This is a genomic window from Pseudomonas ekonensis, from assembly GCF_019145435.1.
Taxonomy (GTDB): domain Bacteria; phylum Pseudomonadota; class Gammaproteobacteria; order Pseudomonadales; family Pseudomonadaceae; genus Aquipseudomonas; species Aquipseudomonas ekonensis.
In genome coordinates, this window is record NZ_JAHSTS010000001.1 from 773,472 (window position 1) to 788,805 (window position 15,334).

General features: G+C 62.9%; 16 protein-coding genes. 12 read left to right on the plus strand and 4 right to left on the minus strand.

Translation table 11 applies throughout. The annotated features are described in order from the left end of the window. Positions 1-3: 3 nt before the first annotated feature. Both KVG96_RS03505 and KVG96_RS03510 read right to left on the minus strand, forming a co-directional pair. On the minus strand, positions 4-2,040 hold the full coding sequence (locus KVG96_RS03505) for a sensor histidine kinase (RefSeq protein WP_217890837.1): 2,037 nt from the start codon (positions 2,038-2,040) through the stop codon (positions 4-6). 45 nt (positions 2,041-2,085) lie between these two features. Next, the gene (locus KVG96_RS03510; protein ID WP_217890838.1) at positions 2,086-3,003 is read right to left on the minus strand and encodes a putative 2-dehydropantoate 2-reductase; all 918 of its coding nucleotides are present in this window, start codon (positions 3,001-3,003) and stop codon (positions 2,086-2,088) included. 140 nt (positions 3,004-3,143) lie between these two features. Between KVG96_RS03510 and KVG96_RS03515 the strand changes: the two genes are divergently transcribed. Both KVG96_RS03515 and KVG96_RS03520 read left to right on the plus strand, forming a co-directional pair. After that, complete coding sequence (locus KVG96_RS03515) at positions 3,144-3,629, plus strand: YajQ family cyclic di-GMP-binding protein (protein WP_085580436.1); 486 nt, start codon at positions 3,144-3,146, stop codon at positions 3,627-3,629. A gap of 137 nt (positions 3,630-3,766) precedes the next feature. Continuing rightward, entirely contained in the window at positions 3,767-4,609 is an 843-nt protein-coding gene (locus KVG96_RS03520) for a mechanosensitive ion channel family protein (protein WP_085580438.1), read from the plus strand. A gap of 138 nt (positions 4,610-4,747) precedes the next feature. Here the strand turns inward: KVG96_RS03520 and KVG96_RS03525 are convergent, their stop codons facing one another. Then, on the minus strand, positions 4,748-6,076 hold the full coding sequence (locus KVG96_RS03525) for an OprD family porin (RefSeq protein WP_217890839.1): 1,329 nt from the start codon (positions 6,074-6,076) through the stop codon (positions 4,748-4,750). 865 nt (positions 6,077-6,941) lie between these two features. Between KVG96_RS03525 and KVG96_RS03530 the strand changes: the two genes are divergently transcribed. Beyond that, positions 6,942-7,367: an HIT family protein gene (locus KVG96_RS03530; protein ID WP_085580442.1), complete on the plus strand. Its 426-nt coding sequence runs from the start codon at positions 6,942-6,944 to the stop codon at positions 7,365-7,367. A 3-nt stretch (positions 7,368-7,370) separates the two neighbouring features. Continuing rightward, a complete protein-coding gene (locus tag KVG96_RS03535) occupies positions 7,371-7,577 on the plus strand; it encodes a SlyX family protein (RefSeq protein ID WP_085580444.1) in 207 nt (68 codons plus the stop codon). A 78-nt stretch (positions 7,578-7,655) separates the two neighbouring features. On the opposite strand, the gene KVG96_RS27670 is transcribed toward KVG96_RS03535, so the two are convergent. After that, entirely contained in the window at positions 7,656-8,258 is a 603-nt protein-coding gene (locus KVG96_RS27670; protein WP_217890840.1) for a cold-shock protein, read from the minus strand. Between the two features lie 453 nt (positions 8,259-8,711). Here KVG96_RS27670 and KVG96_RS03545 point away from each other — a divergent pair, with 453 nt between their 5' ends. The 8 genes from KVG96_RS03545 to ruvB all read left to right on the plus strand — a co-directional run bounded on the left by KVG96_RS03545 (position 8,712) and on the right by ruvB (position 15,274). Then, the gene (locus KVG96_RS03545; RefSeq protein ID WP_085706746.1) at positions 8,712-9,182 is read left to right on the plus strand and encodes a Dps family protein; all 471 of its coding nucleotides are present in this window, start codon (positions 8,712-8,714) and stop codon (positions 9,180-9,182) included. Between the two features lie 169 nt (positions 9,183-9,351). Beyond that, positions 9,352-9,696 (plus strand): ribbon-helix-helix domain-containing protein, encoded by a 345-nt coding sequence (locus KVG96_RS03550; protein WP_217890841.1) that lies wholly within the window; start codon positions 9,352-9,354, stop codon positions 9,694-9,696. 119 nt (positions 9,697-9,815) lie between these two features. Beyond that, positions 9,816-10,037 carry an FmdB family zinc ribbon protein gene (locus tag KVG96_RS03555; RefSeq protein WP_085580453.1) on the plus strand — a complete coding sequence of 74 codons (222 nt, stop codon included), beginning with the start codon at positions 9,816-9,818 and terminating at the stop codon, positions 10,035-10,037. Between the two features lie 110 nt (positions 10,038-10,147). Continuing rightward, complete coding sequence (gene aspS, locus KVG96_RS03560) at positions 10,148-11,923, plus strand: aspartate--tRNA ligase (protein WP_085580455.1); 1,776 nt, start codon at positions 10,148-10,150, stop codon at positions 11,921-11,923. Between the two features lie 136 nt (positions 11,924-12,059). Beyond that, a complete protein-coding gene (locus KVG96_RS03565; protein WP_217890842.1) occupies positions 12,060-12,806 on the plus strand; it encodes a YebC/PmpR family DNA-binding transcriptional regulator in 747 nt (248 codons plus the stop codon). Between the two features lie 158 nt (positions 12,807-12,964). Then, positions 12,965-13,489 carry a crossover junction endodeoxyribonuclease RuvC gene (gene ruvC, locus KVG96_RS03570; RefSeq protein WP_085580459.1) on the plus strand — a complete coding sequence of 175 codons (525 nt, stop codon included), beginning with the start codon at positions 12,965-12,967 and terminating at the stop codon, positions 13,487-13,489. Positions 13,490-13,603: 114 nt separating this feature from the next. Beyond that, complete coding sequence (gene ruvA / locus KVG96_RS03575) at positions 13,604-14,212, plus strand: Holliday junction branch migration protein RuvA (protein ID WP_085580461.1); 609 nt, start codon at positions 13,604-13,606, stop codon at positions 14,210-14,212. Next, entirely contained in the window at positions 14,213-15,274 is a 1,062-nt protein-coding gene (ruvB, locus tag KVG96_RS03580; protein WP_217890843.1) for a Holliday junction branch migration DNA helicase RuvB, read from the plus strand. Positions 15,275-15,334: the final 60 nt, after the last annotated feature.

A 15,334-nucleotide genomic window follows, 5' to 3' on the forward strand; every position in this document is an offset into this window, starting at 1 on the left:
GGTTTACCTCGCTATCTGATTCAGTTCGGGTGCATTGGCGGTCGGTTGCACGAGCGGCAGGCGCAGGGTGAAGCAGGTGCCCTGACCGAGCGTGGACTGCACTTCCATCTGGCCTTTGTGGTTGTTGGTGACGATGAAGTACGACACCGACAGCCCAAGCCCTGTGCCCTGACCGATTTCCTTGGTGGTGAAGAATGGCTCGAAGGTGCGCTTGCGCACGTTCTCGCTCATGCCGATGCCGTTGTCTTCGACCTGGATCTCCGCCCACGGCGGGTTCAGTCGGGTGCGCAGGGTGATCCGGCCCGGCTCGCGGTCGTCCTCGCGCTGGTGGATGGCCTGGGCGGCGTTCTTCAGCAGGTTGAGCAGCACTTGCTCCAGTTCGTTGGCGGTGCCCGGCACCGGGCCGAGCGCCGGGTCGAACTGGCGGACGATCGCCTGGCCCTTGAAGTCGAAGCCGATGGCCAGGTCGAAGTCGTTGCCGGCGATCTCCACGGCCTGGTCGATCAGCGCCGGCAGGTCGCACGGGGCCATCTGCCGGGTGCTGCGGCGGCTGAAGCTGAGCATGTGGGTGACGATCTTCGCGGCCCGGGCGCCGGCCTGCTGGATGCCGTCGAGCAGTTGCGGCACTTCGCGGTTCTGCAGGTAGCGGTTGACCGCCTCCAGTTCCAGGCCCAGCAGTTCGGCCTGCTCGAGGTTCTTCGGCAGGTCCGCCGACAGCCGCCGGCGGATGTTCTGCACGTTGTGCAGGATCGCCCCCAACGGGTTGTTGATTTCGTGGGCCATGCCGGCGGCGAGGCCGCCGACCGACAGCATCTTCTCCGACTGCACCATCATTTCCTCGAGCGACAGGCGTTGGGTGATGTCGTCGATCCGGATCACCACGCCGCGCCCGGCGCCGCCCATCAAGGGGTAGAAGGTGAGGGCGTAGTGCTTGGGCTCGTCGTCCTTGAGCCAGGTCACCCGCTCGATCTTCGCCACGGTGTGCTGCTCGACGGTCTGCTTGAGCTGCGGCAGGAACGGCTTGAGCGGTTCGAACGCAAGGAAGATCGGCTGGTTCAGCGCTTCGTCCAGCCGCGTGCCGGATAGGGCGCTGGCCTCCTGGTTCCACTGGGTCACGTAGAGCTGTTCGTCGAGGGCGATCAGCGCCGAGGGCATGGAGTCGATGATGCTGTTGAGGTAGTTCTGGAAACCCGTGAGCTTCTTTTCGATCTTGCTGCGCACCTGGACTTCGAGTTCCAGCTTGCGGTTGGTGTGGCGGGTTTCCTCGGCCAGGCCCTGGGCCTGGTCGTAGGCGGCCTGGGAGTCGTCGCGGGCGCGCTTGAGCTGCTGCTCGCGGGCCTCGATGCGCGACAGCATGGTGTTGAACGCCTCGGCCAGGCTGCCGATCTCGTCGTGGTTGCCCCGGGAGGCGCGCAGGGCGTAGTTCTCTTCGCGGGTCACCTGGCGTGACAGCTCTTCGAGCTGGTGGATCGGCCGGGTGATCAGGCGCTTGATCTGCCGGGCGATGACCAGCCACAGCAGCACGCTGAAGATCAGGATGCCCAGGCTGGCCGTGAGGGTGCCGGTGTAGAACGCCACCGGCAGTTCGCTGCTGGCCACCAGCAGCAGGTGGCCGGGGGCCGCGCCGGGGCGGGGCAGGGTGATCAGTTGGTTGCTGCGAAACTCGGTCAGTTGCCAGGCTTCGATGTGCCGGTAGCGCTCGGGCAGGCTGAGCTTGTCGCCGCGCTGCACCTGGGCGATGCGTTCGCCTTTGCCGTCATACAGGGCGGCGGCGCGCAGCGGCGAATAGCTGTCGAGCTCCTTGAGCAGCCGTTCGGCGCTTTGCGGCGATTGCAGGGCCTCGGCCACCAGGGCCGGGTTCGACACCAGCCGGCCGATGGTCTGCAACGCCTGGGGCGCCATGCTTTCCTGGGAAATGTAGTAGGCGGCGCTGATGAAGGTCAGGTTGGCGACCAGCAGGACGGTGGTCAACAGCACCAGCAGGGCGGCCAGCAGTTTCTGGCCGACCGGCAGGTTTTCGAGGCGCTGGCGCAATGGCATCGGGTTTATCGCAGCAAAGGAACAAGTGGCCAGCGTAGCCGCTGCTCAATCGCCGGGCAATCCGAGGCGTTGCAGATGGGTGATCAGGCGCTGCTGCAACTGATGCAGGTGGGGCAGGTTCAGCCTATGCCGCTCGGCGGCTTTGCAGGCGTGGCCCAGCAGGTAGCTGATCTCGGTGCGGCGCCGGTTCGTCACGTCCTGGTGCATCGAGGAGAAGTTGGCGGCCGTGGCCTGGATCACCCGTTCGACCTCTTGTTGCAGGTTGTCGGCGGCGGCCGGCTGGCCGCAGCGCTCCAGCAGGTCGGTCAGCTCGGCGCACAGGGTGGCGACTTCGCAGGCATGCTGCTGCAAGCCGCCGTTGCGGCAGTCGTGCAGCACCGTCAGGGGATTGATCGCGCAATTGAGCGCCAGTTTGCGCCACAGGCGGGTGAGGATGTCGGTGCTCCACTCGTGGGGGATCTTCGCGGCGCAGAGGTCGTCCAGCCAGATCGGGGCCACCGGATGCGCGGCATCGCCGAGCCAGGTGTAGCCATGGCCGGCGAACACCACGCGCCAGTCGCCGTCGCGGAAGGCGCCTTCGGTGCTCGAGGCGAAAATGCACCGCGCATGCGGCACCCGGGCGGCGACCGCTTCCTGGCTGCCGAGGCCGTTCTGCAGCAGGATCAGCTCGGCGTCCGGCGCCAGGCGCGGGGCGAGGCGGGCGACGGCGCTTTCGGCGTCATAGGCTTTGCACGCCACCAGCAGCCGCCGGATGGGCTCCGGGTGATCCGGCGTCTGCGCCGGCACGGCCCAGGTGGCCGGTTCGCCGTGCTCCACCAGGGTCAGCCCGCCGGTCGCTTCGTAGTCGCGCAGGCGCGCCGCGTCACGCAGGATCAGCCGCACCGGCCGTCCGGCCCGGGCCAGGCGCGTGGCCCACAAGGTGCCGAGGCTGCCGGCGCCGAGCACATGCCAAGGGGTGGACATCAGTTTTTCGCTCGCTGGGGTAAAGGCATGCAAGGCTCGCCGTGTGGTGGGGAAAAGACCCGTTATAATGAGCCCGATTTTAACCGCAAGCCAAGCGCGCCGCGTCCTGTACGGGCGCGCCTTTTCATTGGAGAGATTACATGCCGTCGTTCGACGTGGTATCCGAGCTGGACAAACACGAAGTCACCAACGCGGTCGAGAACGCCGTGAAGGAGCTCGATCGTCGCTATGACCTCAAAGGCAAGGGCAGCTTCGAGTTCAAGGACAAGGACCTGACCGTCAACCTGACCGCTGAAGCCGAGTTCCAGCTGGAAGCGATGATCGAGATCCTCAAGCTGGCCCTGGTCAAGCGCAAGATCGATGTGCAGTGCCTTGAGGTCAAGGACGCTTTCGCATCGGGCAAGGTGATGAAACAGGAAGCCGTGCTCAAGGAAGGCATCGACAAAGAGCTGGCGAAGAAGATCGTCGCGCACATCAAGGACGCCAAGCTCAAGGTGCAGGCCGCCATCCAGGGCGAGCAGGTGCGCGTCACCGGCAAGAAGCGCGATGACCTGCAGGAAGCCATCGCGGCGCTGCGCGCCAAGGAATTCGGCATGCCGCTGCAGTTCAACAACTTCCGCGACTGAGCCATCATTGTGGAACCTCTCGGCGTTTAAGGCGTCCGAGGCCCCAGCAGCGGCAGAAACGATCCGGCCCCTTCGGCCCGGTCTTTCTGCCGCCGTTTTTCATAGCCCGGGTAGCCGGAAAATTCAGGAGATAGAACATGGATTTGAATGCTGAGGTGGACAACCTCGTCAAGGTGTCTCAGGCGTGGATCCCGATGATCATGGAATACGGCAGCCGCGTCTTGCTGGCGGTCGTGACCCTGGCCATCGGTTGGTGGCTGATCAACAAGGTCACCCAGAAGCTCGGCGGCCTGCTGGCCCTGCGCAATGCCGACCTGGCGCTGCAAGGTTTCATCAGCAGCCTGGCGAACATCATTCTGAAGGTGCTGCTGATCGTCAGCGTGGCGTCGATGATCGGCGTCGAAACCACATCGTTCGTCGCGGCCATCGGTGCGGCCGGCCTGGCCATCGGCCTGGCGTTGCAGGGCAGCCTGGCGAACTTCGCCGGCGGCGTGCTGATTCTGCTGTTCCGTCCGTTCCGCATCGGTGACTGGATCGAAGCCCAAGGCGTGGCCGGCACCGTCGACAGCATCCAGATTTTCCACACCGTGCTGCGCACCGGCGACAACAAGACCATCATCGTGCCCAACGGCAACCTGTCGAACGGCATCATCACCAACACCAACCGTCAGCCGACCCGCAAGGTCGTGTTCGATGTCGGCGTCGACTACGAAGCCGATCTGCAAAAGGCCCGTCAGGTGCTGTTGGAGTTGGCCAAAGATGAACGCGTGTTGCAGGATCCTGCGCCGCAAGCGGTTATTTCGACCCTGGGCGACAGTTCGATCACTGTTTCCCTGCGCGTCTGGGTCAAGACCGCAGACTATTGGGATGTGATGTTCATGTTTAATGAACTGTCCCGCGACCGTTTAAAGACCGCCGGCATTGATATTCCGTTTCCGCAACGGGTGATTCGTGTGGTTCAGGAATCGGCGGTTCAGTGATTGAATTGACAGTTCTTCCGTTGACTCTTTAGTCAATTGTCGAACTTGAAGTCGATCCGGCAGATGCAATAACGCAGCAAATAAAAAAGGCCCATCGCAAGATGGGCCTTTTTTGTGTAGCGAACTAACCCGCTGCGATTACAAGATCGACAGTGGGTAGTCTACGATCAGGCGGAACTCGTCAACATCACCTTCGCCTTCGTCAGCGTTAGCACGGTGCCAGGCTTGACGGATACGGAAGGACAGGTCTTTGGCCGGGCCGGATTGAACGACGTATTTGGCTTCCACGTTGGTTTCGTGGTGTTTGCCGTCTTCGCCGTACAGACCGGTGTAGGCGCTGCCGACCGGAGTGTTGGTGCCGTCGATGTCCCAACCTTTGACGTAACGGGCCATGAAGCTCAGGCCTGGAACGCCGTACTCGGCCATCTTCAGGTCATAGCGAGCCTGAACGGACTTCTCGCCAGGGGCGTTGAAGTCAGAGTACTGGATGGAGTTGGCGAGGAAGATCGAGTCGCCGCCGCGGTTGTTCTTGCCCACGCCGATGTAGTCGAACGGGGTGTCGCCGTTCACTTTCTGGAAGCCGATGGTGAAGGTGTGGGCTTTCAGGAAGGACAGGGCGGTTGCCAGGGACCAGGCGGTGTTGCTGATTTCGCCGGCGTTCGCGCTACCGGTGTCGGTGGTGCGGTAGATGTTGAAGTCGGTGTTCAGCGAAGTGTCACCACCGAACGGCGTGGTGAGGTTCACGTTGGCGTAGTACTGGTTCCAGATGTCTTCCAGCTTGGCGCCGTAGAGCGATGCGCTCAGGTTGTCGGTGATGCCGTACTTGCCGCCGAAGTAGTCGATGCTCTTGGCGCGTACGCCAGCGTAGTTGGCCCACAGGTCGCCGTCACGGGCGTTGCGGTCCTGGCTGGTGGCGGAGTAGAAGTGACCGGCTTCCAGATCCAGGTCTTTGACTTCGCTGCTCTGCAGTTGGATACCGCTGGCGGTTTGGTGAAGGATGCGGGAGCCGCCTACAGCGAACACCGGAGCGGTGCTTGGCTGCATGTCGCCGATCTTCAGCTCGGTCTTGGATACGCGGAACTTGACGGCGGCGCCGGCTTTGCCTTGGCTGTCGTTGTTCTCGCCCTGGGCGTTGGTGCTCAGGTTGCCCGAACCGGAGTACTTGTCGGAGCCGTCCAGTTTGATCGCCAGTTGACCCCAGCCTTCAACGCCCACACCCACGGTGCCTTGGGTGTAGCCGGAGCTGAAGTGAGCCTGGAAGCCCTGGGTCCAGTCCTTGTCGTCCACCGCACCGTCTTTCTTGTTGCGGTTGTAGTAGTAGTTGCGAAGCAACAGGTCGAACTTGGCGTCTTCAACAAAGCCTTTGGCTTCAGACTGGTCACTTACAAAAGGTGCGGCCGTAGCCAGCTGAGTACTGGCTGCTGCAGCAACTGCCAGTGCGATCATGCTCCACTTCATCACGCGCATCGTGATTTGCTCCTTTGGTTTTAGAAGAGTACTGCCGTCCCACCGGTTTTATTATCTGGGCGGCTCTTTCTTTTTGTGTCGGCGCAAACTTATATCACGCCGACCATGTTGGCGATACTTGCGCATCCAACCTTTCAGCTTCTTTACGACCCTGTCGCAATTGGCTTCGTAGATGTCGCAAATTTACAGTCCGAATGCAATGGGACTGGCAACTTCAGCACTGTTTTACAGGGCTTGAGCATCGGTAAAAAAGAGTCCCTTGGCAAAACGCTTGAATCTCCATCGGGCAACCCTGCCACTGTTTTTTTTGGCCTTGGGGTAACCACTTCCCGTGGTGCGCCCATAGACCATATGAGTACGAATGCAACAAGCGTGCACAAACCGCATTTCTGATGCGGATATTTTTCAAAATGCCCGCCTGTCGCTGTGAAAACCTTGTAAACACGGGCGTTCAAGCGCGTGTTTCACCGGGCTTGACGCCATTCATCCTATGGTGTTGCCACGGCCGTTTCGGTCCGCGACAACCAAAAACGTTACCGGTTCACCCCGCCTGTGAGTATTCGGCGGATGCCCGAAGCAATGAGCGTAGACCCACTGTGCGGTTTTGGTGCAAAAAATTTTGAGGCTGTACCGGATTCATACAGTTGGGCCCTTTGCGCGTCCGCATTCTCCCGCCGTCCGGTCGCCTGCTGGTGCAAGGCAACCGCAAATGCCGCATCTCGGGGCGCTCGATCCGTCCCGGATGCCGTGTCGTTCGCCGTGAAGGATCGGGCATTCGCAGGTATGCTGCCGTCCGGTCGCTTGGCGCGCCGCCCCCGGGACGGGCCGCTAAGCTGAATAATGTGATCAGCCGGGAGTGCGCGCAGTGTTTGCTTTAGATTCACGACTTCAACAGGACACCCTGACGATCGGCGACTTCCCGCTCTGCCGCTTGCTGCTGTCCAACGACTCCAACTATCCGTGGTTCATCCTGGTGCCACGCCGCGAAGATATCAGCGAGTTGTTTCAGTTGGATGTCGCCGACCAGCAACGCCTGTGGCAGGAAACCACCGCGCTGGCCGAGGTGCTCAAGGATTCGTTCGATGCCGACAAGCTCAATGTCGCGACGCTGGGCAATGTCGTCAGCCAACTGCACATGCATGTGATCGTGCGCAAGCGTGACGACGCCGCCTGGCCGGCGCCGGTCTGGGGCAAGCACCCGGCCAAGCCTTACGAGGCGGCGCAGGTGACGGCCATCCGCGAGCGGCTGCGTCTGGTGCTGGGCGATGAATTCACGTTTCTGGAGGCCTGAGCCATGAGCCTTGAACAACGGGTTACCGATCTGGAAAGCCGTCTGGCGTTTCAGGACGACACCATCCAGGCGCTGAACGATGTGCTGGTGGAGCAGCAGCGGGTGGTCGAGCGCCTGCAGTTGCAGATGGCCGCGCTGCTCAAGCGTCAGGAAGAGCTGGTCGGCCAGATCGGCTCCTTCGAAGAGGACGCGCCGCCGCCCCACTACTGAGTGTCGTCGTGCTTTTCGGCGGGCAATAAAAAACCGCGGGCAGCCTTGGCTGCCCGCGGTTTTTTTTGAGGCTTCGGATCAGCGGCGGGGCAGGGCTGCGATCACGTCCTCGGCTTGCAGGCCTTTGTCGCGGTTCATCACCGAGAACTCCACGCGCTGGCCTTCGACCAGTACGCGGTGGCCTTCACCGCGGATGGCCCGGAAGTGGACGAAGATGTCGTCGCCGGAATCCCGGGAGATGAAGCCGAAGCCCTTGGAGGTGTTGAACCACTTCACCGTACCGGTATCGCGGTTGCTCATGTCGTAGCTCGGCGCTGCGGCGGCCGGCGAGGACTTGTGCAAGCCGACGGCCAGGTGCAGCGCCACGGCGACCAGGGCGATGGCCAGGCTGAACAGCACGGCCGGCTGGCCGGCGATGACCGGCATCGGCGCGATCAGCGTCAGGGTCTGCAGGACCACGGTCAGCAGCAGCAAGGCGCTGGCCAGGTTTTGCAGGTGTTGGCGAGGGCCCTTGCTCCATTGCGGGATCACAGGCGCCAGCACCAGGTTCAGCAGGCCGAAAAGGGCCAGGTACAGGGCATCGGGCTGTTGCAGGTAAGGTACGGCTTCGGACCTCAGGCTGGGTATGAAGGACAGCAGCAAGGCTGCTGCGCCCATTAGCAGGTGGACGATTTTCAACATTTTTATTGACTCACGTTATGACGGCTCACAAGGAAGAGCTGAAGGCGCACGGTTCGCTTCGAAACGATGAAGAGGCGTTGGACACGCGCACGGCATCAGCCTATGCGCAACGCCCGGAAAACGGGGCGTAGCGACACACTGCCTATTTAACAGCAAAGATTGCGGGTTCTCAAACCGGCCCGGCCAATGGCGGCCGGGCGGACGTTTTGCCGCAGCCTGCGCCGGAATGCAGGGCTGCGGGGCGTCGCCGGGCTTGCTAGGCTCTGTGTGAAAAGCCTTGATACTCGGTGATGCTGCGTTGAAAACAGCCTCGGAATGCTCATTTACAACCCGTAAACTCCGCTTCCTCGGCTGTTTTCGCCTTGCCTGACCTTCGTCTCAAGACTTTTCGCACAGACCCTAGAGTGGGTCTGCACCTGCTGGATGAATTCAATCGCCGTATAGGGGGTAAGCATGGCCATCGATATCGGTATCAGTGAAGAAGACCGCAAATCCATCGTCGACGGGTTGTCCCGGCTGCTGTCGGACACCTACGTGCTGTATCTGAAGACCCACAACTTCCACTGGAACGTCACCGGCCCCATGTTCCGCACGCTGCACCTGATGTTCGAGGAGCAGTACAACGAACTGGCCCTGGCCGTCGATCTGATCGCCGAGCGAATCCGCGCCCTGGGCTTCCCGGCGCCGGGGGCCTATTCGACCTACGCCAGGCTGTCCTCGATCAAAGAAGAGGAAGGCGTACCGAGCGCCGAAGACATGATCCGGCAACTGGTCGCCGGGCAAGAAGCCGTGACCCGCACCGCCCGTGGCATTTTCCCGCTGCTGGACAAGGTCAGCGACGAGCCCACCGCGGACCTGCTGACCCAGCGCATGCAAGTGCACGAGAAGACCGCGTGGATGCTCCGCGCACTGCTCGAGGCCTGACCGGGCGGCGCAGATGCTTGCGCCGCTGTCTGTTTCTGACTTTTTCCGTTGGCTTATCCTACGGTGACGGTCAAATAGTCATCTGGATATAACTTTGCGGCTGCGTTTCTATGAAGGGGCAGAGATTGTCCCTGGCAAAACGTAGAGATGGCAAAGGAGTGTCAACGATATGGCAGATGGAGACAGGCGAAGCGACAGGACGGTCGCCGCGCAAGGAAAACTGAAGGTCGACCCGTTTGACGACGGCCTCGACATGGCGCTGATCAGGCCGTTGTCCCGATCCGTGCGTCTGAACGGATTTGCGACGTGCCTGAGGCTGGAGCAGGTCTACTGGAACATTCTCGGCGGCATGGCTCAGGACAACGCATGCTCGGTCAATGCGCTGCTCTCCCACGTGGACCGGGAAGTGCACCTGCGGCACGGCGGCGTGAAGAACTTCAGCGCGCTGGTGCGGGTGGTGTGCGTGATGCGCGGGCTCAAGGCGCCGGTGGGCGCTGCGCCGCCCCCGTGTTGAGAGGCTGATCCGCCCTGTGCAGTCTCCGGCTGCACAGGGCGAATTTAATGGCTATAATCCCGCCCTTTCGCCGCACGGCCCTGCATGCGGCGGCAACCTGTTCGCCGAGACACCCCGCCATGCCGATGTACGATTACCAATGTGCTTCCTGTGGTCATCAGTTGGAAGCCATTCAGAAGATCAGTGACGCACCGCTGGTCGATTGCCCGGCCTGTCAGGCGCCGGCGCTCAAGAAGCTGCTGTCCATGCCCGGTTTCCGCCTGAGTGGCAGCGGTTGGTACGAAACCGATTTCAAGACCGGCGCGAAGAAGAATCTGGCCGGTGGCGACAAATCTGACTAGGGTTTAGGGCCTGGGTCGAACGACACGCGCGAGTTTCCGGCGTCGGCACACCGCTTGGGTGCGGCAGGATCTCCACCGAATTTCGAATTACGAGAAGCGAAACCACTACCATGATGCGCAGCCATTATTGCGGCCAACTGAACGAAAGCCTGGAAGGCCAGGAAGTTACCCTTTGCGGATGGGTTCACCGTCGCCGCGACCACGGCGGGGTGATCTTCCTCGATATCCGTGATCGTGAGGGCCTGGCCCAGGTGGTCTTCGACCCGGACCGCGCCGAGACCTTCGCCGCCGCCGACCGCGTGCGCAGCGAATACGTGGTCAAGATCACCGGCAAGGTGCGCCTGCGTCCGGCCGGCGCCGGCAACGCGAACATGGCTTCGGGCATGATCGAAGTGCTGGGCTACGAGCTGGAAGTGCTGAACGAGGCGGAAACCCCGCCGTTCCCGCTCAACGAATACTCCGACGTCGGCGAAGAGACCCGCCTGCGCTACCGCTTCATCGACCTGCGCCGCCCGGAAATGGCCGAGAAGCTGCGTCTGCGTTCGCGCATGACCACCAGCATCCGCCGCTACCTGGACGAGAACGGCTTCCTGGACGTCGAGACGCCGATCCTGACCCGCGCGACGCCGGAAGGCGCCCGTGACTACCTGGTGCCGAGCCGTACCCACGCCGGTTCGTTCTTCGCGCTGCCGCAATCGCCTCAGCTGTTCAAGCAACTGCTGATGGTGGCCGGCTTCGACCGCTACTACCAGATTGCCAAGTGCTTCCGCGACGAAGACCTGCGCGCCGACCGTCAGCCGGAATTCACCCAGATCGACATCGAGACCAGCTTCCTCGATGAAAAGGACATCATGGGCCTGACCGAAGGCATGATCCGCGCCCTGTTCAAGGAAGTGCTGGGTCTGGAGTTCGGCGAGTTCCCGCACATGACCTTCGAAGAGGCCATGCGCCGCTACGGTTCCGACAAGCCTGACCTGCGTATCCCGCTGGAGCTGGTGGACGTTGCCGATCAGCTCAAGGACGTGGAGTTCAAGGTGTTCAGCGGCCCGGCCAACGATCCGAAATGCCGTATCGCCGCGCTGCGCGTCCCTGGCGGGGCGAGCATGCCGCGCAAGCAGATCGACGACTACACCAAGTTCGTCGGCATCTACGGCGCCAAGGGCCTGGCGTACATCAAGGTCAACGAGCGCGCCGCCGGTGTCGATGGCCTGCAGTCGCCGATCGTCAAGAACATCCCTGAAGCCAACCTGAACGTGATCCTCGACCGCGTCGGCGCTGTCGACGGCGACATCGTGTTCTTCGGCGCCGACAAGGCCAAGATCGTCAGCGAAGCCCTGGGCGCGCTGCGCATCAAGCTGGGTCACGACCTGAACCTGCTGACCTGCGAGTGGGCACCGATGTGGGTCGTCGACTTCCCGATGTTCGAAGAGAACGACGACGGCAGCTTCACCGCGCTGCACCACCCGTTCACCGCGCCGAAGTGCACGCCGGAGGAGCTGGAGGCCAACCCGGCCACCGCGCTGTCCCGCGCCTACGACATGGTCCTGAACGGCACCGAGCTGGGCGGCGGTTCGATCCGTATCCACCGCAAGGAAATGCAACAGGCGGTGTTCCGCCTGCTGGGCATCAACGAAGCGGAACAGGAAGAGAAGTTCGGCTTCCTGCTCGACGCGCTGAAGTACGGCGCACCGCCGCACGGTGGCCTGGCCTTCGGCCTGGACCGTCTGGTGATGCTGATGACCGGCGCCCAGTCGATCCGTGAAGTGATCGCCTTCCCGAAAACCCAGAGCGCGGCCTGCGTCATGACGCAGGCGCCGGGTCTGGTGGACGCCAAGGCACTGCGCGAACTGCACATCCGTTTGCGCGAAACGCCAAAGGCTGAGTAAGACGGGCCTGAAGGCGCATCTTCGGATGCGCCTTTTTTCATTCTGCAAGGACTGAAAACCAGGTCGAAATTTTTGTTTGCCGGCCGGCGCGGCTTCGCGGGGCGGGCAATGTGTCAAAGAGAATTCGGAGCGAGATATGGCAGGTCATTCCAAGTGGGCGAACATCAAGCACCGCAAAGAACGCCAGGATGCCAAACGGGGCAAGATCTTCACCAAGTGGATCCGTGAGCTGACCGTTGCGGCCAAGCAGGGCGGCGGCGACCCGGGCTCCAACCCGCGTCTGCGCCTGGCCCTGGACAAGGCCCTGGGCGCGAACATGAGCCGCGACATCATCGACCGCGCCGTCGCCCGTGGCGCAGGCGCGACCGAGGCCGACAACGTCGAAGAGCTGACCTACGAAGGCTACGGCCCGGGCGGCGTGGCGGTGATGGTCGAGTGCATGACCGACAACCGCAACCGCACCGCGGCGGCCGTGCGCCACGCGTTCAGCAAGTGCGGCGGCAACCTCGGCACCGACGGTTCGGTGGCGTACCTGTTCGAGCGCAAGGGCCAGATCAGCTTTGCGCCGGGTGTCGACGAGGATGCCCTGACGGACGCGGCGCTGGAGGCCGACGCCGATGACGTCGTCGCCCATGAGGACGGCTCCATCGAGGTGTTCACCTCGTTCTCCGGGTTCTATGCCGTGAAGAACGCGCTGGAGGCCGCCGGCTTCAAGGGCGATGACGCGGAAATCGTCATGCAGCCGACCACCAGCGCCGAGCTGGACCTGGAAGGGGCGGAGAAGGTGCTCAAGCTGATCGACATGCTCGAGGACCTGGACGACGTGCAGAACGTCTACTCCAACGCCGACATCCCGGAAGACGTGGCCGCCCAGCTCAACTGAAGTCCTGCATTGAACCCTGCGGGAGCCGGCTTGCCGGCGATGACGTCGGCACATCAAGCATTGATGTGGCCTGACCCCGCGTCATCGCCGGCCAGCCGGCTCCCGCATTCGTAATGCGTTATCTTGAATTTCGTGGATTTTTCGAACCCGCAGGCGTTATGACTTTAATCCTTGGAATCGACCCCGGCTCGCGCATCACCGGTTACGGCGTGGTCCGCGACACCGGACGCGGCTGCGTGTACGTGGCCTCCGGCTGCATCCGCACCGGCGGCGGCGAGCTGCACGAACGGCTGCAGATCGTCTACCGCGGCGTGCGGGAGATCATCCAGACCTACGGCCCCGTGACCATGGGCATCGAAAAGGTGTTCATGGCGCGCAACGCCGACTCGGCGCTGAAGCTGGGCCAGGCCCGGGGCGCGGCGATCGTGGCCGGCGCCGAAGAAAGCCTGGAGATCGCCGAGTACACGGCGACCCAGGTCAAGCAGGCGGTGGTCGGCACCGGTGCGGCGAACAAGGAGCAGGTGCAGATGATGGTCATGCACATGCTCAAGCTCACCAGCAAGCCGCAGATCGACGCCTCGGACGCCCTGGCCATCGCCATTTGCCATGCGCACACCCGTGCCAGCCTGCTGCCCCACGGGTTGGGGGCGGCACGCAGTCGTGGCGGTCGCTTGCGTCTCTGATAGCATCAGCAGTCAATTTTCCGGAATGGGGGCCGAGCGCCCGGGCCGTCGGCCCGCCTCCCCGGTTCCGGCCCCCGCCAGCCAAGGGCTGGCCAACGCTCAAGGATCTGAAACGTGATTGGACGCTTGCGCGGCACCCTGGCTGAAAAGCAGCCGCCGCACCTGATTCTGGATGTAAACGGCCTCGGGTATGAGCTGGAAGTGCCCATGACCACCCTTTATCGCCTGCCGTCGGTCGGTGAACCACTGACCTTGCACACCCATTTGGTCGTTCGCGAGGACGCGCAGTTACTCTATGGCTTTGCCGGCAAGCGTGAGCGAGACTTTTTCCGCGAGCTGATCCGTCTCAATGGTGTCGGCCCGAAACTGGCCCTGGCCCTGATGTCGAGCCTGGAGGTGGACGAGCTGATCCGCTGCGTGCAGTCCCAGGACACCTCGGCCCTGACCAAGGTGCCGGGCGTGGGCAAGAAGACCGCCGAGCGCCTGCTGGTCGAGCTCAAGGACCGCTTCAAGGCCTGGGAGACCGTGCCGGCGATGTTTGCGCTGGTGCCGAACCAGCCGGACGGCCCGGCGCCGGTCAACCACGCGGAGAACGACGCGGTCAGTGCGCTGATCTCCCTGGGCTACAAGCCGCAGGAAGCGAGCAAGGCGATTTCCGCGATCAAGGAGAAAGGCTTGAGCAGTGAAGACATGATCCGACGCGCCCTGAAGGGAATGATTTAAGTGATTGAAGCTGATCGTCTGATCGCCGCCACGCACAGCCCGCGTGAACGCGAAGAAGTCCAGGATCGGGCGATTCGCCCCGTCAGCCTGGCCGACTACATCGGCCAGCCGACCGTGCGCGAGCAAATGGAGCTGTTCATCCAGGCTGCGCGCGGGCGCAGCGAGTCCTTGGACCACACGCTGATCTTCGGCCCGCCGGGATTGGGCAAGACCACCCTGGCCAACATCATCGCCCAGGAAATGGGCGTGTCGATCAAGAGCACCTCGGGGCCTGTGCTCGAACGGCCGGGGGACCTGGCGGCCCTGTTGACCAACCTCGAACCGCACGACGTGCTGTTCATCGACGAAATCCACCGTCTGTCGCCGATCGTCGAGGAAGTGCTGTACCCGGCCATGGAAGACTTCCAGCTCGACATCATGATCGGCGAAGGGCCGGCGGCGCGTTCGATCAAGCTCGACCTGCCGCCGTTCACCCTGGTCGGCGCCACCACACGGGCGGGCATGCTGACCAACCCGTTGCGCGACCGCTTCGGCATCGTCCAGCGCCTGGAGTTCTACAGCACGGCGGACCTGGCGACCATCGTCAGCCGCTCGGCCGGCATCCTCGGCCTGCCGCTGGATCCGGACGGCGCGTTCGAAGTGGCCCGCCGCGCCCGCGGCACGCCGCGGATCGCCAACCGGCTGCTGCGCCGGGTGCGGGACTTCGCCGAAGTGCGCGCCAAAGGGCACATCACCAAGGCCGTCGCCGACCTGGCGCTGAACCTGCTGGATGTCGACGAGCACGGATTCGACCACCAGGACCGGCGGCTGCTGTTGACCATGATCGAGAAGTTCGACGGCGGGCCGGTCGGGATCGACAGCCTGGCGGCGGCCATCAGCGAGGAACGTCACACCATCGAGGACGTGCTGGAGCCTTACCTGATCCAGCAGGGCTACATCATGCGCACGCCGCGGGGCAGGGTGGTGACCCGGCATGCGTACCTGCACTTCGGCCTGAACATTCCGTCGCGGATGGGCGAAGCCCCCGTGGCAGACGAGTTTCTCGATGCCCTGGACGATTGATACACATCGTGTGGCGATTTATTCCGCGTTTGCGCTGTCCGAGGACGGTACTTTTGCGGT

Bases quoted from the DNA above. Each gene is read 5' to 3' on its own strand.
- aspS (WP_085580455.1), top strand. From the start codon at position 10,148: ATGATGCGCAGCCATTATTGCGGCCAACTGAACGAAAGCCTGGAAGGC.
- KVG96_RS03545 (WP_085706746.1), top strand. From the start codon at position 8,712: ATGGCCATCGATATCGGTATCAGTGAAGAAGACCGCAAATCCATCGTC.
- KVG96_RS03555 (WP_085580453.1), top strand. From the start codon at position 9,816: ATGCCGATGTACGATTACCAATGTGCTTCCTGTGGTCATCAGTTGGAA.
- KVG96_RS03535 (WP_085580444.1), top strand. From the start codon at position 7,371: ATGAGCCTTGAACAACGGGTTACCGATCTGGAAAGCCGTCTGGCGTTT.
- ruvC (WP_085580459.1), top strand. From the start codon at position 12,965: ATGACTTTAATCCTTGGAATCGACCCCGGCTCGCGCATCACCGGTTAC.
- KVG96_RS03510 (WP_217890838.1), bottom strand. From the start codon at position 3,003: ATGTCCACCCCTTGGCATGTGCTCGGCGCCGGCAGCCTCGGCACCTTG.
- KVG96_RS03525 (WP_217890839.1), bottom strand. From the start codon at position 6,076: ATGCGCGTGATGAAGTGGAGCATGATCGCACTGGCAGTTGCTGCAGCA.
- KVG96_RS03505 (WP_217890837.1), bottom strand. From the start codon at position 2,040: ATGCCATTGCGCCAGCGCCTCGAAAACCTGCCGGTCGGCCAGAAACTG.
- KVG96_RS03515 (WP_085580436.1), top strand. From the start codon at position 3,144: ATGCCGTCGTTCGACGTGGTATCCGAGCTGGACAAACACGAAGTCACC.
- KVG96_RS03550 (WP_217890841.1), top strand. From the start codon at position 9,352: ATGGCAGATGGAGACAGGCGAAGCGACAGGACGGTCGCCGCGCAAGGA.
- KVG96_RS27670 (WP_217890840.1), bottom strand. From the start codon at position 8,258: ATGTTGAAAATCGTCCACCTGCTAATGGGCGCAGCAGCCTTGCTGCTG.
- KVG96_RS03520 (WP_085580438.1), top strand. From the start codon at position 3,767: ATGGATTTGAATGCTGAGGTGGACAACCTCGTCAAGGTGTCTCAGGCG.
- KVG96_RS03565 (WP_217890842.1), top strand. From the start codon at position 12,060: ATGGCAGGTCATTCCAAGTGGGCGAACATCAAGCACCGCAAAGAACGC.